At 43.6% G+C, this 23,210-nt stretch carries 16 protein-coding genes; 7 read left to right on the forward strand and 9 right to left on the reverse strand.

Annotated features, from left to right (window positions below):
* Positions 1–15: 15 nt before the first annotated feature.
* Both ubiE and MN200_RS01965 read right to left on the reverse strand, forming a co-directional pair.
* A complete protein-coding gene (gene ubiE, locus MN200_RS01960) occupies positions 16–960 on the reverse strand; it encodes a bifunctional demethylmenaquinone methyltransferase/2-methoxy-6-polyprenyl-1,4-benzoquinol methylase UbiE (RefSeq protein WP_242759987.1) in 945 nt (314 codons plus the stop codon).
* Positions 961–1,127: 167 nt separating this feature from the next.
* A complete protein-coding gene (locus MN200_RS01965) occupies positions 1,128–1,832 on the reverse strand; it encodes a hypothetical protein (RefSeq protein WP_242759989.1) in 705 nt (234 codons plus the stop codon).
* 196 nt (positions 1,833–2,028) lie between these two features.
* Between MN200_RS01965 and MN200_RS01970 the strand changes: the two genes are divergently transcribed.
* Entirely contained in the window at positions 2,029–3,456 is a 1,428-nt protein-coding gene (locus tag MN200_RS01970; protein ID WP_242759990.1) for a phosphate--AMP phosphotransferase, read from the forward strand.
* A gap of 57 nt (positions 3,457–3,513) precedes the next feature.
* Here MN200_RS01970 and MN200_RS01975 read toward each other — a convergent pair whose 3' ends face one another.
* Positions 3,514–4,056 carry a hypothetical protein gene (locus MN200_RS01975; RefSeq protein ID WP_004692676.1) on the reverse strand — a complete coding sequence of 181 codons (543 nt, stop codon included), beginning with the start codon at positions 4,054–4,056 and terminating at the stop codon, positions 3,514–3,516.
* A gap of 178 nt (positions 4,057–4,234) precedes the next feature.
* Between MN200_RS01975 and MN200_RS01980 the strand changes: the two genes are divergently transcribed.
* The 3 genes from MN200_RS01980 to recD are packed head-to-tail and all read left to right on the forward strand — an operon-like array spanning position 4,235 to position 13,495.
* Positions 4,235–7,915, forward strand: coding sequence for an exodeoxyribonuclease V subunit gamma (locus MN200_RS01980; RefSeq protein WP_242759991.1), 3,681 nt, complete (start codon positions 4,235–4,237; stop codon positions 7,913–7,915).
* Positions 7,916–7,918: 3 nt separating this feature from the next.
* Positions 7,919–11,671: a UvrD-helicase domain-containing protein gene (locus MN200_RS01985; RefSeq protein WP_242759992.1), complete on the forward strand. Its 3,753-nt coding sequence runs from the start codon at positions 7,919–7,921 to the stop codon at positions 11,669–11,671.
* A gap of 39 nt (positions 11,672–11,710) precedes the next feature.
* Positions 11,711–13,495, forward strand: coding sequence for an exodeoxyribonuclease V subunit alpha (gene recD / locus MN200_RS01990; RefSeq protein ID WP_242760502.1), 1,785 nt, complete (start codon positions 11,711–11,713; stop codon positions 13,493–13,495).
* A gap of 699 nt (positions 13,496–14,194) precedes the next feature.
* Here the strand turns inward: recD and MN200_RS01995 are convergent.
* Positions 14,195–15,493 (reverse strand): serine hydrolase domain-containing protein, encoded by a 1,299-nt coding sequence (locus tag MN200_RS01995; RefSeq protein WP_242759993.1) that lies wholly within the window; start codon positions 15,491–15,493, stop codon positions 14,195–14,197.
* A gap of 251 nt (positions 15,494–15,744) precedes the next feature.
* On the opposite strand from MN200_RS01995, the gene rpsO reads away from it, so the two are divergent.
* The 3 genes from rpsO (at position 15,745) to MN200_RS02010 (ending at position 19,739) form a co-directional block, all read left to right on the forward strand.
* Entirely contained in the window at positions 15,745–16,014 is a 270-nt protein-coding gene (gene rpsO, locus MN200_RS02000; RefSeq protein ID WP_004692669.1) for a 30S ribosomal protein S15, read from the forward strand.
* A gap of 260 nt (positions 16,015–16,274) precedes the next feature.
* On the forward strand, positions 16,275–18,362 hold the full coding sequence (pnp, locus tag MN200_RS02005) for a polyribonucleotide nucleotidyltransferase (RefSeq protein WP_171457158.1): 2,088 nt from the start codon (positions 16,275–16,277) through the stop codon (positions 18,360–18,362).
* 141 nt (positions 18,363–18,503) lie between these two features.
* Entirely contained in the window at positions 18,504–19,739 is a 1,236-nt protein-coding gene (locus MN200_RS02010; RefSeq protein WP_004978806.1) for a magnesium transporter CorA family protein, read from the forward strand.
* A gap of 120 nt (positions 19,740–19,859) precedes the next feature.
* On the opposite strand, the gene MN200_RS02015 is transcribed toward MN200_RS02010, so the two are convergent.
* The 5 genes from MN200_RS02015 to MN200_RS02035 form a co-directional block, all read right to left on the reverse strand.
* Complete coding sequence (locus tag MN200_RS02015) at positions 19,860–20,120, reverse strand: YdcH family protein (RefSeq protein ID WP_004692664.1); 261 nt, start codon at positions 20,118–20,120, stop codon at positions 19,860–19,862.
* Between the two features lie 73 nt (positions 20,121–20,193).
* Complete coding sequence (locus MN200_RS02020; protein ID WP_058868814.1) at positions 20,194–20,550, reverse strand: chaperone modulator CbpM; 357 nt, start codon at positions 20,548–20,550, stop codon at positions 20,194–20,196.
* A 10-nt stretch (positions 20,551–20,560) separates the two neighbouring features.
* Positions 20,561–21,514 carry a DnaJ C-terminal domain-containing protein gene (locus MN200_RS02025; protein WP_242759994.1) on the reverse strand — a complete coding sequence of 318 codons (954 nt, stop codon included), beginning with the start codon at positions 21,512–21,514 and terminating at the stop codon, positions 20,561–20,563.
* 143 nt (positions 21,515–21,657) lie between these two features.
* A complete protein-coding gene (locus MN200_RS02030; protein ID WP_242759995.1) occupies positions 21,658–22,110 on the reverse strand; it encodes a DUF2147 domain-containing protein in 453 nt (150 codons plus the stop codon).
* A gap of 199 nt (positions 22,111–22,309) precedes the next feature.
* On the reverse strand, positions 22,310–23,185 hold the full coding sequence (locus MN200_RS02035) for an Hsp33 family molecular chaperone HslO (protein WP_004692657.1): 876 nt from the start codon (positions 23,183–23,185) through the stop codon (positions 22,310–22,312).
* Positions 23,186–23,210: the final 25 nt, after the last annotated feature.

Below are 23,210 nucleotides of genomic sequence, written 5' to 3' on the forward strand. Positions count from 1 at the left end.
CTTAAACGTTTAATTTTAAAGTTTAAAACCACGGTGTACAGCAACGATACCGCCTGTCAGGTTGTGATAGTCACAGTTTTGGAAGCCTGCATTTTCCATCATGCCTTTTAGCGTGCGTTGGTCTGGGTGCATACGAATGGACTCGGCTAAATATTTATAGCTTTCTGAGTCATTGGCAATAATTTTGCCCATGATCGGCAGTGCAGTGAACGAATATAGATCGTACAGTTTTGAAAATGGTTCAAACACAGGTTTAGAGAACTCTAATACCAGTAGGCGACCACCTGGCTTAAGCACGCGGTACATCGCTGCAAGTGCTGCATCTTTATCGGTCACATTGCGTAGACCAAACGAGATCGTGAGTAGGTCAAAGCTGTTGTCTTCAAATGGCTCGAGGGTTTCAGCATTGGCTAATACGAAGTCAACATTGGTGCAGCCAGCATCGATTAAACGATCTCGACCCACATTCAACATCGATTCATTAATGTCTGAAAGTACTACATGACCTGTAGGGCCAACTTCGCGGCTAAACACTTTAGCCAAGTCGCCTGTCCCGCCAGCAATATCTAGCACGTGTTGACCACGACGTACCCCTGACATATTGATCGCAAAGCGTTTCCATAGACGGTGAATACCAAAAGACATCAAGTCATTCATAATGTCGTATTTGCTGGCAACCGAGTGGAAAACTTCCGCCACTTTTTGCGCTTTATCTTCGCTGCTCACCGTCTGGTAACCAAAGTGTGTGGTACTGCCGACGTTGCCTGTATTGGCACCGCGAGGAAGATTGTATTTGGGTACAGAACCCGTTACTGGGGTATCAGTCAACTGTTGTTGTAATGATTTTTGCTGACCTTGCGCTGTGCCTTGGGGTAATGGTTCAGTTAAAAATGGACTCACTTTGTCTGTGTTTTGTGCCAACTCTTGAGTAGCGGTAGGCGTTTGATTTTCATTCGACATGGGAGTCACTCCTAACATAGCAATAGGGTAAATGTTGCAGTGCATGCATGATGACAGATTCTAGGACGTTGTACAGTAACCATCATGCAATTGTGCTGAATAATATACAGAAAAACAGCAGAGCAAAGCTGCTGCTGGCTTATTTTTATCAAGTCATTCGTTGAAATTTACTGAAAAGGATACAAATGTCCCGCATGGACTTTATCAATAATTTGACGTTCCACCGCAGTAAAGTCTTTCACAAATTTCTCTGCCGACTTTAGCTGTTTCATGGCTAAAAAGCCATCCTGCATAAATTCATACATGACATTGAAGTTATATTTGTTGGCCGTCCCTTTACACATCTTAAAAGCGGTATAGACCATAAAAGAGCGCATGTATTTATCGAGGTTCTTACCTAATTGATCGAGTAAATACAACTGTTTCAAGCGTTCTTCGCCTTGTTCTAGTTTTAAGTAGGCTTGGCGCATCAAATCATCGCTTAAGGCTTCGGAAGGATGGTGATCTTTCAGCAATTGCATCGCCACTTGTTCATCCAGTCGCACCGCCAAAATCGCCAACTCAACCCCAGAGGTACCCGTTTTAATGGCATTTTCAGGAATTAATTTCTCCGCTTTATGCGCATATTTGCTCAAGCGCGCAATTTGTCCTGCCAAAGCGTCAAAATCTGGGCCACCATATAAACGGTTGATAAAATACTCGGCCATCAAGAGGTTCTGTTTTTCTGCGAAAGCACGGTTATGCGTGCGTTGCATCCGTTGCTTTTGCCAGACTTGCACATCTTGTAAACGTTGGAAGAGCACCGAATCTTGATGATAATGCAATTGGTAATACTGTTCTAAAAGCTCATCGAGGGCGGCGAGTTTGGACATTTGCTGTCTCAGTTCTATTTAAAGATAGCTAAATCTTAGTGCGTGATGACGGAACTCGCTATGACAAAGTGACAAAAAAACTATTTATTTGTGGTCAGTTTGATGTAGAAGTAGTCAAAAGACGCGTATGAAAATCATCTAGACCATCATCTTTTAGGATCTAGTGATTTGATTAAATAGAAAAAAGGAGGGGGCCATGGATACAGAAACGATCGCCAGTACAGTGCTGAACGAAGAACAGCTTTCACTGGACTTAATTGAAGCGCAATATGCGTTGATGAATACCCGTGATCAGAGCAATGCAAAAAGTTTGGTGATTTTGGTCAGTGGAATTGAACTTGCGGGTAAAGGCGAAGCGGTGAAACAGCTGCGCGAATGGGTCGATCCGCGTTTTTTATATGTCAAAGCCGATCCACCGCACTTGTTTAATCTAAAACAGCCTTTTTGGCAACCCTATACTCGATTTGTACCTGCCGAAGGGCAAATTATGGTGTGGTTTGGTAATTGGTATGGGGACTTGTTGGCTACGGCTATGCATGCTTCAAAGCCTTTGGACGACACTTTGTTTGATGAATATGTCAGCAATATGCGGGCTTTTGAACAGGACTTAAAAAACAACAACGTAGATGTCTTAAAAGTTTGGTTCGATTTGTCGTGGAAGTCTCTGCAAAAGCGTCTGGATGATATGGACCCGAGCGAAGTGCATTGGCATAAGTTGCATGGGCTAGACTGGCGCAATAAAAAACAATATGACACCTTACAAAAGCTACGTGCGCGCTTCACCGACGACTGGCAAATCATTGATGGTGAAGATGAGGATTTGCGTAATCACAATTTTGCACAAGCGATTTTAACAGCGCTGCGTCACTGTCCAGAGCATGAAAAAAAGGCCGCATTAAAATGGCAGCAAGCGCCGATACCAGATATTCTGACTCAGTTTGAAGCCCCTCAAGCTGAGGATGCAAACTATAAAGCAGAGTTAAAAAAACTCACCAAACAAGTGGCCGATGCCATCCGCTGTGATGACCGTAAAGTGGTGATCGCTTTTGAAGGTATGGATGCCGCTGGGAAAGGGGGGGCGATTAAGCGCATTGTGAAAAAGCTCGACCCGCGAGAATATGAAATTCATACCATTGCCGCACCTGAAAAGTATGAGTTACGCCGTCCTTACCAGTGGCGTTTTTGGAGCAAATTGCAGTCGGATGACATCACTATTTTTGATCGAACGTGGTATGGACGCGTTTTGGTAGAACGGGTAGAAGGCTTCGCAACCGAGGTGGAGTGGCAACGCGCTTATGCGGAAATCAATCGTTTTGAAAAAAACCTCAGCAACAGTCAAACCGTACTGATTAAGTTTTGGCTGGCGATTGATAAAGATGAACAAGCGGCGCGTTTTAAAGCCCGTGAAAGTACCCCGCATAAACGCTTTAAAATTACCGAAGAAGATTGGCGCAATCGCGACAAATGGGATGACTATTTAAAGGCAGCCGCAGATATGTTTGCACATACCGATACAGGTTATGCGCCTTGGTATATTATTTCCACCAATGATAAACAACAGGCCCGAATTGAAGTCTTAAGGGCAATTTTAAAACAGCTCAAAGCGGATCGCGACACCGATTAAAAAACTTAAAAAAAAACGGTCATTTGACCGTTTTTTTATAGAGGCAGATTTAGTTCTTTAACTTAAGGGAATTTGGGTCACTGGCGCTGCAACAGGCACACCTTGTTCAGCGGCTTGTTTCAGTTGAATGCCTTTGGCGAGCTTATACGACTCCTCCACATGGGTTTCCGCAATTTTTTTCATCACGACATAACCCAAGCTGGCCGCAATCATTTGTCCACCTAAGGGGATGAATTTGGTGACTTGTTTGGTGATGTATTTGGCTGCCATGTTGTTGAGTGATTTCTTCACGGCTGTACGTGCCACCACCAGTCCAGAGAACTCCACGCCACGTTTACGAAGTTCTGACCAATGTATTTGCTTGGTTTCTGGGTCGTAGACACTGACTTGCTCTGGGGTTAAACCAAAGCGGGCGTTAATTTCGGGAATCAACTGCGACAATATGCCCACATCAATCACCACATCAAGGAAAGGGACTGGAATAACCGCAGCACCTGCGGAAAAATAGGCACGCTTTTTGACTAAGTCCAAACATTCTTCGCGGATTTGTTCTAAATTTAAAGAGGGATCAATTTTTTCTGGAATATGCTCTAATTTCATCTTCTAAACCCTAAAATATCCTGATTCACATTGATTCTAGTTTTGCTTAAAGTGCGTATTTTAAAGCAAATTTTAAATAGAAATATGTCATCAAAGTGACATAGACAGAACCAGAAGTATAGTCAATAATCTGTGTGCTTTTGTAGATTTTTCATAAGACGGTCATTTGAGGGGAAACATGGCAATACACGTAATACAAAGTCAGCGTATTGATGTTCTATTGCAAGCCATGCAAAAAACCGTCTTTAAACCGGCCAAAAATGCCTTTCAAGTGCTGCAAGCACAGCACTTTATTGTACCTTCACCTGCGGTTGAGGCGTGGCTAACACAAAAGTTGGCGGAACAGCAGGGCATCAGTGCCAACACGCAGTTTCATCATCGTATTCGTGGTTTTCAATGGTCGGCTTATCAGTGGGTTTTGGTCGATCAAAAAGATGAGGTTCGTAAAGCCAATATTCCGCGATTGATTATTAAATGGCGTGTCTTTCAAGCCTTAAAAGAATTTATACAAGCCGAGCTGAATCCTTTAGAGGTTGCTCATCCGCTTTTTTCGATTATTCAGCGGATCTATGCCAGTGCCGACCGTTTGCAACAAGGCATCGATAAACAGCTCAAAAAACAAAGCATGCTGTACTGGGTCGCGGAGCAGGTTTCACGGTTGTTTAGTTTTTATATGGACTATCGTGGGCATTGCACCAAAGGCTGTCCAGCGCAAAATTGCCGTTGCCAGACCAATTGGTTGCAAGCATGGGGTAAAAACCAGCCGCTCGATTTGGAGCAGATGTTTTTTAAAACTCAGCAAGAACTCAGTGCTTTTCAGCTTAATCAAGCGCATGAATTGGAAGCATGGCAGCGTTGGCTCTGGCAAGTGGTATTCCATGCTGACTTTGAACAAATTCAGCGTATTGATACTGCATTTTGGAACTTACTCGATCAAGCAGAGACCCGAGACGCTGCACTGAAAAAGTTGCCTGCGCAGTTGGTGGTGTTTACTGTTTTAGATTTACCGCCAAAGCAATTGGAGTTTTTGCATCGATTGGGGCAATACCTCGATATCTTTATTTTTCACTATAACCCATCACAAGAGTACTGGGCGGACAGTGTCGATCCCAATTGGAAAGCGCGTTATGACGCACGGGTAAAGCAGCGTTTTATTGAAAAAAATCCAAATGCCAATGATGCAGAGATTCAGCAGTTTTTTGATGAGTTTACCCTCAATTTTAATGCAGAAACCCGAGAGTCTCGCCATCCTTTACTGACCCGATTTGGTAAACAAGCGCGCGACCATTTCTCTTTACTTTCCAACCTTTCTTCAGGTGAAGATGGCGTATGGGCCGATGTCTTTGTCGATGAATATCCAGAAACTCTACTCGGTAAAATTCAGTCCGATGTGCTGTATTTGGTAGAACCTACGCAGCATCAGTATGCTTTGGCTGAACAAGATGATTCGATACAGATTCATGTCTGTCACTCCAGCCTTAGACAGCTTGAAGTCCTCAAAGATCAACTGACGCATTGGTTGGCTCAGGGCACGGCTGAAGCACCACGACGTCCAAGTGATATTTTAGTGTTGACGCCCAGTTTGACTGAGCTAGAACCTTTTATTCGCAGTGTTTTTGCACCTCCTCCCCATGAGCGTGAGGCTTTGAAAAAGGGCCATCAACTGAGTAAAGACAGTATTTATCTGCCGATTAAGCTGGCCGGCGTGACTCAACTCGATGCCTTAAATGCATGGCGTGCTGTGTTGGGACGGATGGTCTTGGTGCGAGGACGTTTCAGTATTGAGGACTTTGCCGATTGGCTCAGTTTAAATGCAACGCAGCAACGTTATGGCTTAGACATGAATATGATCGAGCGCATGACGGAGCTGTTGATCAACGCAGGCTTTAAGCGTGGATTGGATGCTGAACATTTAAAACGCAGTTTGGCCAAAGGGGATGAAGACTATCGTTATAGTCTGAAGTTTGCTTTAGATCGTTTGGCTTTAGGCGTTGCTGTACCAGAGCATGTGCTGTTTCATGAGACCTTAAGCTATGCTCAAGTCCAGTCGAGTGATTTTGAGCTAATTGGTGTTTTGATTGAAATTTATCAGGATTTTAAACACCGTTCCGAGTGGATGATCGCGCATGAAATCGGACAACGGACGACTGCGGAAACTTGGCTGAATCGTTTGATGGAGGATATTCGCGAGTTTGAAGCTGCGGGTGTTGAGTCTTTGGCCACGGTGTATAATATGGTCAAAAAACAAGAACGTATGCTGACCTTGGCGAGTTTCTATGACGAACACGACCATCATGCACTGCGCAGTTTAAGTTTACCTTTGCCTTATGTATTAGAAGAAATCCAAAAGACCTTAGAAGCGCAACTGGACTATGCAGAACCCACGGGGCAGATCACGTTTAGTCAAATTGGCCAGATTCGACCTGTGCCGTATAAGTTGATCGTGATGTTGGGCTTGGACAGTGGCAAGTTTCCCAACCGTAGTGCGCATTTGCCTTTTGACCTGATGGACTTGCTGAAGCCACAACTGGGGGATCGTTCCCGTTTGGAAGATGATCAAGGGGCTTTTCTAGATGCCTTGTTGTTGGCACAAGAGAACTTATGGTTATTTTATAATGGCTTTGATATCAACGATGGTGAAGTCCGTGATCCGTCTACAGTGTTACAAGAATTGATTCAGCATATGGCCTTCATTGTGCGGCCTGACACACAGACCAAGAGTGCCAACGCAACGGTTGATCAGCATGGTGTGACTGTCCCCGCACAGCTGGCATCGCTGTATCATGTTCATCCTTTATTGCCTTTTGATCCGCGTGGTTTTGAATCTGAGCACAGTATTCGTTTTCAAGATCAATGGTTTCAGGTCGCGAAACAATTGCAACATGCATCAGGACAACGGAGTAGTTGGGTCAACACGCCTTATCCAAAATTAGAGCAAGACATTCAAGTTCTTGACAGTCAGCAGTGGATTCAAGATATCACTTTCCCTGCACGACTGTATCTCAAGACTTTAGGCGTGGAAAACTTAAAACCAGAAGAGATTCCTGCAACGCAAGAGCCGTTACTGCTCGATGGTTTAGGAGGTTATACCATCCGCCATTTTTTACAACAACATGAAGCAGAAGCGGATGCCAATCTTCTGATGGATCAACTGCCGATTGGTAAAGTGCAAGATGGGGTCTGGCAAATGAGCGTGCTTGAGCAGCAGCGCTTGCTGGCACGTTTACAACGTTATGCACCTGAGGCCACAGCCACGACCCAACAAGTCTGGAAGGTGAGTGAGCATTTACAGATCAATGTCACCCTAGCTAAATACAGTGCTGAAAAATGGGTCAGTGTAGAAGCATCCAGTGCCAGAGCAAAGCGCCGTGCCAAAGTTTGGTTAGAGTATTTACTGTGGCTGGCTTATGTCAATTTGGGAGAGGGCGGACAGCAATATCAACGCATCGTGGTGTTTAGTGACCGAACCATTTTATGTACTGGTGTGAGTTCAAATCAGGCGCGTGAATGGCTCAAACCTTGGTTGAAAGCATGGGAGTATGCACAAACTCAGCCTTTGGTTTTACCTGCGGCCTTGTTACTGAAAATTGCAGAAAAAGATAAAACGCATGAATGGCAACTGAATGATCAGGAACAGATGGTGATTGCGGACATGGACGCCATTTATAAAGTGTGGGAAGAAGATGGTCGCTTTAGTGGTTTTTCAATGACTGAAAACGAAGGCAATAAAGCACACCGCGACTGGCAGTTTATTCTACAAGAGCAGGATGCCAAAGCATTACTTGCCCATGCCTGTGAGCAGTTTTCTTATGAACTATATCATCCGATTTTTTTGCATCAGCAAAGCCTTGAGGACTAAGTCATGACAGCGCAGTCTCAGGCCTCTACATCGAACATGTCTTATCAACCCATTGCCGATATGAGTTTTCAGGGCTTGCATTGGATTGAAGCTTCAGCAGGCACAGGCAAGACTTTTACTTTGTCCAGTTTGATGGTGCGTATTTTTCTTGGGGCCTATTTGCCGAATCAGGTCATTGCAACCACCTTCACCCGTGCTGCCGCTGCGGAGCTGAAAAGTCGCGTTCGGGCACGTTTGATTGAAACTTTAAGTTATTTTGAAGGTTGTCAGAGTCTGACAGAGCGAGAAATACAGGCCAAAATTGCCGCTGAACAAGATCCGCTTTTTATCAAAGTGCTCACAGACTACGCACAGCGGGTCGGTTTTGCCCAAGAGCGCTTGAAGTTGGTGATTGACCAGTTAGATGAGTTATTTGTCGGGACACTGGACAGTTTTAGTCAAAAGTTACTGCGTGAGTTTTCTTTTGAAAGTGGCAAGATTGAGCGTGCGGATATTACCGATGATGCGCAGAGTTATACTCAGCAGCTCATTCATGACGTATTACGCGAGTGGATTCAGGCACAGCCGCAGCCTGTGGTGAATTATTTACTGTTAAAACAAAAATTAAAAACCGAACAGGCTTATGTGCCAATTGTTGAAAATAGTCTGAACTTTGCCTCGGCACAGTTTCAACAGGTAGAAAAACCTGTGCTTGATTTGACGCAATTTGAGCAGGCCATTGATCAATTTACCGCGTTGGATGTGGCGCAGATTGAAAGCTTGAACGACTATTATGCCCCCGAAGGGCAATATCATGCGGTGTTGGGGAAGAAGTGGCGCACCGATGCTTTGATGCAACGCATTCTATGTCAGGACTTACCTGCTTTTTTGACTGCGCTGAAAGAGCAGCGGGCTTATGCCTTATTTGCGCCACATTTTGAAAAAACCTTAAAACATTTGACCGACCTCACGACGAAAAAAGTCTTAAACAAATGTGCTGTAGATGTGTTGGAACAGTTTGAGCAGCATCCTGTGTGGCGACAGGTCCGCAGTTTCTTAGCGGCGTTGGCAGAGCTAGAGCTCAATTTGGATGTGCTGGATGCGTATTTAAAATATCACTTAAGTTCTGAGGTGAAAAAGCGATTACCACAAGTCTTGCTGCAAAAGAGTGAAACGACTTTTGCCCAGCAAATCCGTACCTTGTCAGAAGCCTTACAGGGCGAACAAGGCAGGCGCTTTGCTCAGTTTGTACAGGCACGTTATCCGCTCATTTTAGTGGATGAGTTTCAAGACACTAACCAAGACCAAGATGACATGTTGGCGCGGATTTGGCGTGATGCACAGCGTTATCCTCAAGGCTGTATGATTATGGTCGGTGACCCGAAACAAGCCATTTATGGCTTTCGTGGGGGTGACATGCTGACCTATAACAAAGCACGTTTAGATGTTTTGGCAAAACACGGTCAGCAGTATAGTTTGAAATATAATCATCGCTCTGTGCAAAAGTTGGTACAGGTGGTGGATGCTTTATTTCAACGCCAACAGGACTTTGGTGAGCAGGTCTATTACCAGCCTGTAGAAGCAGGGACTCGACCACATCCCGCTTTGGTCGATGCACAGGGTGAAAACCATATACCGCTGCGCTGGCTGTTACTTGAAGACAAAAAAAATGAAGCTCAACAAGTGGCATGGAAAATTCGTGATTTAATCAACCAAGGCATTCAACAGCAACTGTATGTGGCAGATGATCCGCCACAGTTTATGGGTGCAAATGATATCGCGGTGTTGTCGAAAAACCATGATGGCTTGGACAAAGTTCAGTTTGAACTAGAGCGTTTGGGGATTTTGGTCAACCGTCCGTCTAAACGCAGTGTGTTTGAAAGTCAGGTCGCGAAAGATGTTGGTGCGTTATTGACCGCAATGATGCATCCTTTTGATGAAGCCAAGGTTCGCCGTGCGCTTTTGAGCCGGCTGTTGGCGATTGATTTAAAACAGTTACTAGAACTGGAAAAGCAAGCCAACGGTTTGAGCCAGTTTATGGCGGATTTTGATGACATCCGCGACATGTGGATCAATAAAGGCTTTTTAAGTGCATGGCAGTACGCTTTAAACCTGTTTAAAGTGTGGAAAAACTTGGTGGCTTACCAAAGCCGAGACAACGAACGGACGGTGGTCAATCTACGGCATTTGACTGAGTTGTTGAGCCAACATAGTGAGCAGTTCCAAGGTGCGCAGAAACTGTATCATTGGTATCTAAAACAGTTACATTTGCCTGCGGAACGTGAGTGGGAGTTGGAACGCAAACTCTCCAATGCCACAGGCGTACAGCTGATGACCATTCATCAGTCCAAAGGTCTAGAGTTTAAAATTGTGTTCTTGCTGGGTGCTGACAAAGACTTTAAGGAAATGAATAAAACCTTAAACTTTTCAACTCTGGAACAGATCAATCCGACGACAGGGCGGAGCGAGGTACAGCGCATCGTAGCGGTAAATGATGCCAACCTGTTAGACCCAGCCGCGATTGATCAACACAATGAGCGAGCCGAAGCAGAACAGCATCGCTTATGGTACGTCGCACTGACCCGCGCCAGTCACCGCGTGTATGCCTTACTGCAAGATCAGGAATATAAATCAAATACGGCATTGGCATTTTGGCGTGGTCAAGCAGGTAATCTGTTTGAGCATCCTGCCAGTGGTGATGAAGCATTATTGGCCGAAAAGCCGATCCGTTTACAGCCAGCCCAGCAGCAAGAGATCATTCAACTGCAAGCCTTGGCCTTTCCTGAACAGCGTTTTTATCCACGGTCCAAAACCAGTTTTAGTGCGTTAGCACAGCATTTGAGTCGCAAAGAGGCAATGGATGCCTTAGCAGTTTTGAGCGAGAAAGTGGGCAGTGCGGATGACGAGATTAATCATCCTGTGCTTGAAGATGTGGAGCTGAGTCAGCCTTTGGCGTGGATTAAACGGCAGTTTCCAATGGGGACGACTGCGGGAACCTTCCTGCACGAAATTTTCGAGCATATTGACTTTCAGGACTCGGGTGACTGGGGACTGGAAATTCATCGTCGTTTTAAAAATGATAGTCCCTTACTGTGGCAAGAGTTATTGGTCAAATATCAACACGAGTTTGAACAGGATGATGAAACTCAATTGGTGCTGTGGATGCAAGAGTGGTTAGCAGATGTGCTAGAAACGCCTTTGCATGCAGGTTTTCAGTTGAAGCAGCTTAAAGTCGATGAACACTTGGCTGAATTTCCTTTTTATTTGTCATTGTCCGATCATGTGCTGGCGATTAAACGCATACAGGCATTATTTCAAGAATACGGCATTGATCTACTCGACTTAAATGAAGCCAATTCTGCTCGTTATCTGACAGGTTCGATAGACTTGGTTTATTTTGATGGTCAGCGTTATCACATCGCCGATTATAAAAGTAACTTCTTAGGGGCGGATCAGCAGAGCTACAATCATGACGCAATCCAATTGAATATGTCACATGCCAGTTATTGGTTGCAGGCGGGTTTGTATTTGGTGGCTTTGCATCGCTATTTAAAAGTGAATTTGCTGGACTATGACATTGAAAAACATCTTGGTCAGGCGAGTTATCTTTATTTGAGAGGGATGAATGGGCAGCCCAATCAAGGGGTTTTAAGTTGGCGTGCCAGCCCAGAGTTTATTTTAAGATTGGATGCCATCTTGGGTCATTTTGCTGAGGATACTTCTACTGAAAATCATGTAGGCAAAACTTCTGAATTAAGTGAAATTAGTCACTCATAAACAAAGAATTAAGTTGTGGATAACTTTGAGGATAACCGTGTGGAAAATGTTCATAAAGCCAGTATTGATCAGGCTGCCGTGGTAGACACATGGTTAACGCGTTGGAGTCAGTTTATTCAACAGTCACCACTGAGTAAAACAGGGTTCACCGAAACCCGAAGTGAAATGATTCAACAGGTCCTTGAAGCCATGCTACGCGGTGAGAGTTGTATCTCGGTTGCAGCTCAAGCCGTCACAGTCTTAGATGATTTGGTGATGGATGAACAGCAGGCACAGCAACAAAAAGCCCCGTTTGTTTACGATCAGCAGCAATTATATCTGTATCGTTATTGGGCTTTAGAGCAGTCCTTGGCCCAGCAAGTGGCGCGGTTAAAACTACAAAACTTAACGCAAGTGGATATTTCAGCTTATGCCCATTTACTAGAAGATCCACACCAAAAACAGGCTTTGGCTATGGTGGCTGAGCAGGCGCTCGCGATCATTACAGGTGGTCCGGGCACAGGGAAAACCTATACCTTGGCGCGTATTATTACGGTGCTCAAGCAAAGTTTACCTGATATTCGTATTGCGATGGCTGCACCGACAGGTAAGGCGGCGCAGCGCATGAAAGAAGCCCTGCAAAACTCTTTTCAGGATGAAAAGTTACAAGACTTAGTTACCCCAGATTTGAAAAACTTAAACCCTGTGACGCTACATCGACTTTTGGGTCTTGGGAATACGCAGCAACCGCGTTTTCATAGCAGACAACCTTTACCTTATGATGTGATTGTCGTTGATGAAGCATCCATGCTGGATTTAAATTTGGCGCAGATGCTCTTTGCTGCCATGCCGAATCAAGCCCATTTGATTTTATTGGGAGATGCTGATCAGTTGGCTTCGGTCGATGTCGGCTCTGTGCTCGCCGATCTACAACAGGTTCCAGCTTTGGCTGAAAATAGAGTCAATTTAGTCAATAGCCGTCGTTTCAAATCAGATGCACGAATTGGAAAGTTGGCACAATTTATTCAACAGCAATCTTGTTTTGACTTAACGACGCATCCTGCCGAAAAACAGAGCGTATTGCACACTTTTCAACAGCAAGTGGTACATGCCACGACGTTGAAAGCGGTTGAGTTGGATCAGGTCAAGGTCGATTATCTACAACTCGAATTGTTGCCTGAGCAAGCATTATCTGCAGAGCAGTTACAACATTATTATGATCTGCTGATGCTCGGCTTTCAGGGCTATGTCGAGGCTTTAAAGCAATATCAGCAAAATCCTAATGAGTCTCTCGTGCCCAAAGTGATTCAACATTTTGATGATTACCGTATTTTGGCCGCCATACGTCACGGCCATTTCGGCTTAAAACAGCTCAATTTGCAAATCGAGCAACGTCTATTAGAACAATCAAAACAAATCAAGCAGGGTGAGTGGTACTTGGGCCGTCCTGTGATGATGACCTATAACGACTATCAGTTGGGCTTGTCGAATGGCGATATTGGCTTGTGTTTACATCGTATACAACAAGGTAAGTTGCAGTTTGAGGTGTATTTCCCCAGCTTGGATAAATGGGTAGCTGCGACACGATTACCCAAAAATATTGAAACGGCTTTTGCGCTGACCATTCACAAATCTCAAGGCTCTGAGTTCACTCATACCGCGGTGGTGTTAGATCGGCAGGCTGAAAAATTACTCAGTAAAGAGTTGATTTATACCGCAATTACGCGGGCGAAAAAAGTGGTCAGTTTACTGGTCGATGCCGATGCATTCGTACATGCTATGGTGACTCGAACCACCCGAGAAAGTGGTCTATCAAGAAAAATTAATCAACAAATTCAATTGTGAAGATTTAATAAACAAATAGGAGTTTTGTACGAAATGGCTTACAGGGATTCAGGAGATTTGCGCATAGAGCTTTGCTGAGGATTTTGAGAAGATGGCTTCACATAAAGAGCTCAACACGGAATGTTGAGTATAATCGCAAAAAGATAATAATAACGTCAGTAGACAGCGAACTTACAGTGAAGTAGGTGAAAGAGGAAACTTACAGCCGCTAAGCCTTGTAGTTTTGGGAGAGACTACAAGGCTTTTTTATATCTGATAAATTGGCAAAATGTGACAAAAAATAGCCATTCATTCCTCGAAGCATAAAATACAGTTATAGATTAAATATTGAAGAGATACTGTCTCCGTATTGCACGGCTTATGCTTTTTTAAATTTAGTTCTTATGCCTTTAAGTTCTTGTTTTTTTATTTATTAAATTTTTAATACTGCATTTTTTAGAGAGGTTTAGGTTAAATAATGGAGAAAATGAGGAGTTTATGTAAGCAATCGCTTACATGAAGATGAGTGAAATACGACTTTTTTCTTCTGTGTGATGTGGCAAAATCTGTCACATAAGGATGTAAATGATTAAACATGGAATGTTTAATACAAGACGCGGAAAAGCGCATTATTATAATGATAACCAAAACAACAAGAACAAAAATAAAAGAACACTACAGCGCAAAAAAGCCCAAGTTTACTTGGGCTTTTTTTTATGCTCAGACTAAGTTTGTTTCGCTTCGATCGGTTGCAAATAAGGAGCGACGTTGGTGCTTTAAGATTTTGGGACAGTTCTTTGAGATTTGATAAAGCGTTTTCGCTAAAGCGGGTAAGTGGGTCCCGACGACAGATTTTCCTGTGGTTAATAGCGATACGCTAATATCACGTTCTGGATCGGCCCAACAGAGAATATTGGAAAACCCGAGATGTCCAAAGGCTTGCCCAGTCATGGGTCCAAATAACCCAATAGGATTACTCCCTAGCATTGGGCCTAAGGCATAACGCATCGGGACTAATAATGTCCGATCTAAACTGACTCCTGACGTGGCCAAGGTCGAGCGAAATACCGTTTGGGCACTCATGATTTGTTTGCCTTGGTATTCGCCACCACTCAAGAGCATTTCAAAGAAACGTCCAGCTTGTTCGGCACTGGTATAAATGTTGCCTGCTGGGCAAATCGTGTCCATAAAGCGCACATCATTGGTCACATCGACCGCCAACTGTAAACCACCACCCAGTACCCGATTAAGATAATGGTCTGTGCCTAAACGTGGATGTAGACCTGTGGCATAGTTTAAAGCGACATCCGCTCGATACTCAGGTTTTAGACCATAGTTAAAGTAATCTAAGCCCATGGGTTTCTCGATATTTTCGGCAAGAAATTCACGGGCCGTTTGACCTGTTACCCGCTTGATAATTTCCCCTAAAATATAACCTGACGTCACGGCGTGATACGCCAGATGTGTGCCTGAGGCTGAAACGGGTTGTGCCGCATAAAGACGTTCTAAAATTTGATCTTGATTAAACAACAGTTCAGGCGTGACTTTGCTGTCAATGCGAGGAATGCCACCACGATGAGCGAGCAAATGGAAAATGGTGGCATGACGTTTACCGTTTACGCCATATTCGGGAATATAGTGGCTAATCGGATCGAGTAAATTCAGATCACCACGTTCATCCAACATATGAATCAGCATGGCTGTAACGATTTTAGAGGCGGAAAATAAGCAAACTGGGGTGTCGGGTGTGCCAATTTTCGCATCTGCCGCTAAACCATCGGCTGAGTTGCCTTGCGCATAACCAATGCTGCGGTTTAACAATATTTGTCCCTGACGACGTAAACAGAGGCTGATGAAAGGGTAGTTTCCTGTTTTATATAGGGACTCTACACTGGCCCAAATGCTTTGAATTTGTGCGTCATTCATGCCACCCAAGGTAGCGGAGACCTCATCTTTAGAACGAATCACGTGGTTGAGGTCATGCGGGACATAACAGGTATTGGCAGATAAAATTTTCACAAATTTCTCTCTATTTTTCGTTTTTATTGGGTCTGAGTCTGATATTGAAAATCAGAATTGTCATGATTGTGCATGATTTGTGCAAAGCCGTCAGTTGCCGAATTGACTGCGAACATAAAACATTTTTGCAATATAGCGCTAGATCCCTTAAAATAATGCCTTGCTGTAGTGATGCACGGCAGTCAACTTGGTTTTGAAGAATCAATTTGATTTGTATCAAATGTAACTTATAAGCATCTCGGAGAAATCGAATGGCTTTAACAAACGCAGATCGCGCAGAGATCATTGCTAAATTTGCTCGCGCTGAAAACGACACTGGTTCACCAGAAGTTCAAGTAGCTCTTTTAACTGCTCAAATCAATGATTTACAAGGTCACTTCAAAGAGCACAAACACGACCACCATAGCCGTCGCGGTCTTATCCGTATGGTTAACCAACGTCGTAAGCTTCTTGATTACCTTAAAGGTAAAGACGCTACTCGTTACAGCGACTTGATTGCTGCTTTAGGTTTACGTCGTTAATTCGATTAAACTTTTATTTTCGGACTATCGCATTTTGAATGCTTTATTACTGAAAAAGAAAGTCTACCTTGCTTCTGTGAGGTAATGGGGAAGGGGCGAATGTTTCGCTCCTTCTTTGTGTCTTAAAATCATATTTTTAGTCTCTGGTGAGGTCGGCTTCTAAGCTTTGTCATTTATACAGTTGCCTGAAATGGCGATGTGAATGCCAAACCTTAGGGGTCTCCACTAGAATAAAAATCAGGAAAGAAAAATACATGTCTATGTTTAATATTATTCGTAAAGAATTCCAATATGGTCAACACACGGTTGTTTTAGAAACTGGTCGTGTTGCTCGTCAAGCAAACACTGTTGTGATCACCATGGGTGGTGTACAGGTTCTTGTTGCAATCGTTGCTCAACCAAAAGCAAAAGCAGGCCAAGACTTCTTCCCATTGACTGTTAACTACCAAGAAAAACAATATGCTGCAGGTCGTATCCCAGGTGGTTACGGTAAGCGTGAAGGTCGTCAGTCTGAAGCTGAAACTTTAATTTCACGTCTTATTGACCGTCCAATCCGTCCATTGTTCCCAGAAGGTTTCTACAACGAAATCCAAGTAACAGCGACTGTTATTTCTTCTGACAAAACCATGGAAGGCGATATCGCTGCAATGTTGGGTGCTTCAGCTGCGATGTCTATTGCTGGTGTTCCATTTGCAGGCCCAATCGCAGGCGCACGTGTTGGTTTAATCAACGGTGAATACATCCTTAACCCAACTTTAGAACAGCTTAAAGAATCCGATCTTGACCTTGTGGTTGCAGGTACTGAAGCTGCTGTATTGATGGTTGAATCTGAAGCGAAAGAGCTTTCTGAAGACCAAATGTTAGGCGCTGTACTTTTCGGTCATGACGAAATGCAAATCGCAATTCAAGCGATTAAAGAATTTGCTGCTGCTGCGGGTGCGGTTGAATCGACTTGGGTTGCTCCAGTTAAAAACGAAGAACTTCTTGGTAAATTGAAAGAAGCATTCGAAGCGAAAATCTCTGAAGCGTATACAATTGCTGTTAAGCAAGACCGTTACGCAGCATTAGATGCACTTCACGTAGAAGCTGTTGCTCAGTTCGTTCCTGAAAATGATGAAACTGGCATTGCTGCTGAAGTTGACGAATTATTCGAAGACCTTAAATACCGTACGGTACGTGACAACATTTTGTCTGGTAAACCACGTATTGATGGTCGTGACACGAAAACTGTTCGTGCCATTGATGTTCAAGTGGGCGTATTAGGCCGTGCACACGGTTCTGCATTATTCACACGTGGTGAAACTCAGGCGTTGGTAACCACGACTTTGGGTAATACACGTGATGCGTTGATGGTTGATACCCTAGCTGGTACTAAAACTGACAACTTCATGTTGCACTATAACTTCCCTGCATACTCTGTCGGTGAAACGGGGCGTGAATCTGGTCCTAAGCGTCGTGAAATCGGTCATGGTCGTTTGGCGCGTCGTGGTGTTCAAGCGGTTCTTCCTGCGGCTGATCGCTTCCCGTACGTAATTCGTATTGTATCGGATATTACTGAATCAAACGGTTCATCTTCAATGGCTTCAGTATGTGGTGCTTCATTATCACTTATGGATGCAGGTGTTCCATTGAAAGCGCCAGTTGCAGGTATTGCAATGGGTCTAGTGAAAGAAGGCGAGCGTTTCGCAGTTCTTTCTGACATCTTAGGTGACGAAGATCACTTAGGTGACATGGACTTTAAAGTAGCCGGTTCTGCGAACGGTATTACTGCACTTCAAATGGATATCAAAATTGAAGGTATCACTGAAGAAATCATGGAAGCGGCATTGAACCAAGCGTATGCGGGCCGTATGCATATCTTGAATGAAATGAACCAAGTGATTTCACGTGCTCGCCCTGAAATTTCAATGCATGCACCGACATTCCAAGTGATCAACATCAACCCAGACAAGATCCGTGACGTGATTGGTAAAGGTGGCGCGACCATCCGTGCTATTACCGAAGAAACCAAAGCGGCTATTGATATTGAAGACAACGGTACCGTTCGTGTATTTGGTGAAACCAAAGCTGCTGCTGCTGCTGCAGTTGCAAAAATCCAAGCACTGACTGCTGAAATTGAACCAGGTACGATTTACGTCGGTAAAGTCATTCGTATCGTTGAATTCGGTGCGTTTGTAAACATCCTTCCAGGTACTGATGGCTTACTTCACATTTCACAAATCTCGAACGAGCGTATTGCAAACGTGGCAGATGTGTTGAAAGAAGGTCAAGAAATTAAGGTACAAGTTGCGGATGTAGACAACCGTGGTCGTATCAAATTGACAATGAAAGACATCGAACAAGTTTAATCTCTTGTCAATTCACATGGTGTTTGCCATGTGAATTGAGTTGTCTTAAAAAGCCCTGAGCTTGGCCAATGTAAACTTTGGCTTGCTCAGGGCTTTTTTTATGGCATCATGCTGGCTAAGACAGACAATAATAAATGAGATATGCAAAGCTATTATTTCTATCAACATCCCACCGCACAGCATACCTATGTGCAGAAACAGCCAATTGCAGAGCAGGAAGCCGAGTTTATTTGGGTGGAGTGTAGCCGTGACGATGTGGTTAATCGGGCAGAACATTGGCAGCAGGACATTTATGCGGCAACGGGACTGTGGATGAATGAATATCATCTGCGCGATATTCTCAATTTAGAACACCCTTGTGCCTTTGACACTTTGGAAGATTACGACTTGCTGATCTTTCGTAAGCTGATCACACCTGATGATCAAATCAAGCTTGATACGCAAGCGGCTGAAAAACATGAACGGGTCTTTGGTCTGGCGACGACCCCGATTAGCTTTATGCTTACGCCGCAAGTCTTGATTACGGTTAGAGAGCAGGGCAATAAAGAAGTTGAAAGCTATATTCAGCGTATGGAAACGGTGTTGAGCCGTCCGATTGAAGAACATAATAAACCACGAAAATTACCCGCAACGCCTTTAGATTTGACCTTGAGACTGCTCAATAATATGGTAGATGGTTATCTTGATTTACGTGTTCCGCTGACGCGTCGAGTGGAGTTTTGGCAGCAAGAGCTTTTACAAGGCCATCGTCGTTTTACCAAGTGGCATCAACTGTTGCAAGAGAATATGGCTTTCCAACAAGTGGAAAATTTGTGCGAAGAACAAATCGAGACTTTGCAGGAATTGCGTGATGAAATTGTCGATAATTATTCGCACTTGAAAGGGAAAAAGCGTAGCGAAAAACAAGACATCATGTTGGTACGTGTCGATGATTTAACCAGTCATATTGAACGTATTCAAAAGCATACCATTCGCTTGAGAAATGCAGTGCAAGCAGCTATCGATCTACATTTTTCAGCCATTGCCAATCAAACCAATGAAAACATGCGGATTTTAGCCATTATTACCGCGATTTTTGCGCCGCTAACCTTGTTGACAGGGGTGTATGGTATGAACTTCGAGTTTATTCCGGGGCTGAAGTCCCCAACAGGGTTTTGGATCATGTTGGGCATCATGTTAATGACGACATTGATTCTGCTGTATTATTTTTATAGACGTCATTTGGTCGGGCGTGGCGAAAAAAGTGTCATTGATATGTTGGCACAACAGCATGCGGACCAACATATGAATTTGTTTTGGTTTATCGATTATGAGCCGATCAAGCAAACCGTGAAGGGCACCATCAAAGATTTAGAGAAAATCACCAAATTAAAATAATTCGGTGATTTTCCGCATAGACCATTAAAGCAAATGGGCTTTAAGGTGTTTCTTTATATGCTGACGCTATCCTTGTTCAATTTATTATTCGGATATGTGGGCGTCGCAGGGAGATTTAATTTAAGAGGTTTTTAACTGGGCTCCTTTTAAAATCCGGTAAAGCTGATCTTTAATGAACAGCTTTTTGCGTTTGAGGGGCTCAATCTCTCCACGATGAATCCTGACAGGGTCTTGTTCGAGTAAACAAATTTCCTGATCGAGAGCTTCATGGTCGTCAAACATTTTAGAAAAATGCGGATTGTCTTCTCTAAGCTGTTGAATCATGTCTCGGTATTCAGGAAACATGAGCTTAGTCTTTTTATTACAAACTTTGAGTTTCATGGTTGCCGTCTAATCCTCTTATTCAAAAATAAAAAAAAGAAAGAAAGGCACGCGCCAATCTTTCTTTATAGAACTAGTGTTGAGTCGTTTGAACTGGGTCAGTGAGATGTAAATGTTTTACTTCACGACGAAGTTTTTGAACTTCCTCAATCAAATCCAGCATCATTGCGACTGCAGTAAAGCTGGCATCAAAGTCACGTTGTAAGCGATAGGCTCGTCGTGCACGTGAGACATCATCACCAAAAAATTGGTGAATGCGGTTATCGGGTCGGTTAGGCAGAATGTCATATTCCAACAGCTGTAAAACCCATTCAGGACTTTGTCCGCAGGCTTCAGCAAAATGCTTTAAGTCAAAGCTATGTTGTTCATCAACAATTTCAGCGTGTCGACATCCGTCTAAAATAATTTCACGATAATGAATAGTCGTCATAATTTTCTCCTTAAGACTGACGCGGCTTAAAGTGAGGGAAGGCTTCAGCAAAGGCTTGGTAGGCTTGCTGTTCTTGCTCACTCTGCGCAGGAGGTTGAACAATGTTTAAAATTAAATATAAATGTCCTGCCGTTTTGGCTGGAATCCCCTGATCTTTTAAACGGAGTTGCTGCCCCGTTTTGGCATTTTTCGGAATTTGAATTTGTAATGTCCGACCATTGGGTAGCGCGGCGGTAATGCTTTGCCCCAAAGCGGCTTCCCAAGGACTGATATTCAGTTGGTGATAGACATCAACTCCTTCAACGCGTGTGGTCTCCGTATCTTTGTAATAAATTTCGATATACAGGTCGCCATTTTCACCGCCCTGAATACCTGACTGTCCTTGACCATTTAAGCGAATTTGTTGCCCTTCTTTCATGCCTTTAGGGATTTTAACTTCCAGCGTTTTACGCTGAATTTCTGCTTCACCATAAGCATTTAAAGTGGGAATCTGTAAGGTAATGGTTTGGGTGGTACCCTGGAATCCAACCTCAAGATCGACCTCTAAACGTGCATGTTGGTCTTCGCCTTTATGGCGTGTGCTATTTTGGCGTTGATATTGATAGTTTGATCCTCCAAAACCTGAACCAAAACGCCCAAATAAGTCTTCAAATCCTGAAAAATCATGTGCCTGTTGTCCGCCTTGGGTATTCCGAAATGCCTCTTCAAAACCACCAAAGCCTGCATTGGGGTTGAATTGCTGTGAGCCTTGTGGATGATCGAGTTCAAAGTCATATTCTGCTTTTTTTGTTTCATCACTTAAGGTGTCATAGGCGACATTCAATTCTTGCATACGTGCTTCAGCATCAGGCTCCTTACTGACATCGGGATGATACTTACGTGCCAATTTTCGATAGGCTTTTTTAATTTGTTCGGCTGTCGCATCTCGCGTTAAACCGAGTATTTCATAATGGTTCTTCGGCATAAATAAGTTTAAATAAATTGATTAAGTTTTAATCATTATTCAGTCTTTCAGCAGATTTCAACAGTAAAGATATGTTCCTTATTGTTTCAAAACATGACAAGAAAAAAGCCCCGATGAAAGGAGCTTTGATGGATGAGGGATACTTAATATTTGACCCATGTGATGTTGCGCCCACCGCCATTTTCGGTGGACGTCCCTCGAATTCGTAAGTGTTTACCATTGTTGCTGAGTCGTGCATATGCGTCATAACGTAGCCCTGTGAAAGGGTCGAGGAGCTGTCCATGGCTATAGGTCGAATCTTTGGCATTGTCTAACTGCAAATGGCTGAGCGTTGTCATGCCGACGATGGGCTGATTTTTATTGACACCATCACACTTGCTACAGTTTTCTATCTTTACCGCACCTGGAATTTCGCGCGTACTTACGATGACTGCTTTATAGCTATTGTTTTTGTCTTTTTCAATCAAGACGTCACTGAGAGAGTATCCTGTTTTATCATCGATGGTTTTCCATTTGCCGACCAAAGGATCGGTGGCTGCAAAACAGGAGAAGGCGCATAAACTGCTGAGTACGAAAAGACTGCAAGAAAATTTCATGATGGCAAAACCCCAATGGAAGAGAAAAATAAAGACATATAAAAATTATGGGTTTATTTATAACGAAATTTAAGCGGTGTGACCAGTGAAATATCTATGAATAAAAGTGATGAATCATTTGAATTATCTTATTTTTATGAGAACAAAGGCATAAAAAAAGAGCAATTTAGTTGCTCTTTTTTTATTGCACATGACGCGCTTAGCTTAAGTGTTCACCAAATAAACCCAAGGCTTCTTCTGCACTAAAGCTGTATTGTGTGTTACAGAACTGGCAGTCCATGGTAATCGGGTTTTGATGTTCTAGCGTTTCACGAACGGCTTCAGCGCCAATTTGTTCAAGCGCTTGAGCACAACGTTCTTTCGAACAGGTACAGCCAAATTTCAGTACTTCAACTTCAGGTAAGCGTACTTCTTCTTCGTTGTATAAACGGTAAAGAATTTCACTGGACTCTAAATCGGTTAACTCTTCGATTTTGAGCGTTTCAGTCAACATGGTCAGACGTGGCCATAAGTCTTGGTCGACACGTTCTTGTTCTTCTTCACTGTTACGTGGTAACAGCTGAATGAGTAAACCGCCAGCACGCTGGGATGAACTGGCCAAAACAATACGCGTTGGAATTTGGGCAGACAGGTCATAGTACTGCATTAAACAACCCGCAAGATTTGGCTTGTCTAAAGCCACAATCCCTTGATAACGCTCACCAAATTCGGGCTCAATATTAATAAAGAGTACAGGGCTAATGAGGGTGCTCAATACCGTACTGCTGCTGTCGGCAGCATTAAAGCGTGGATCCGCTTCATAATCCGCCAAGGCACGCACTTCACCAAGGTGATTACATTCAGCCATGGCCCATTTGAAACTACCTGAAGCCTGAATTTGTAAACTAATACGGCCTTTAATTTTTAAAGTACTGGCAAGTAATGCCGTGGCACTAAGCATTTCACCTAACAGCACTTGGACTGCAGGTGCATAATCACGCTGCGCCAAGATGGTTTGTAGGGTTTCTTCTAGATGAACCACTTCACCACGAACAGGACTATCTTCAATATAAAAGCGTTGACGCAAATCAGACATAAATTTCTCCAATATCCTGTCTTAA

Origin of the sequence: Acinetobacter sp. LUNF3, from assembly GCF_022699605.1 — a bacterium.
Lineage (GTDB): Bacteria > Pseudomonadota > Gammaproteobacteria > Pseudomonadales > Moraxellaceae > Acinetobacter > Acinetobacter johnsonii.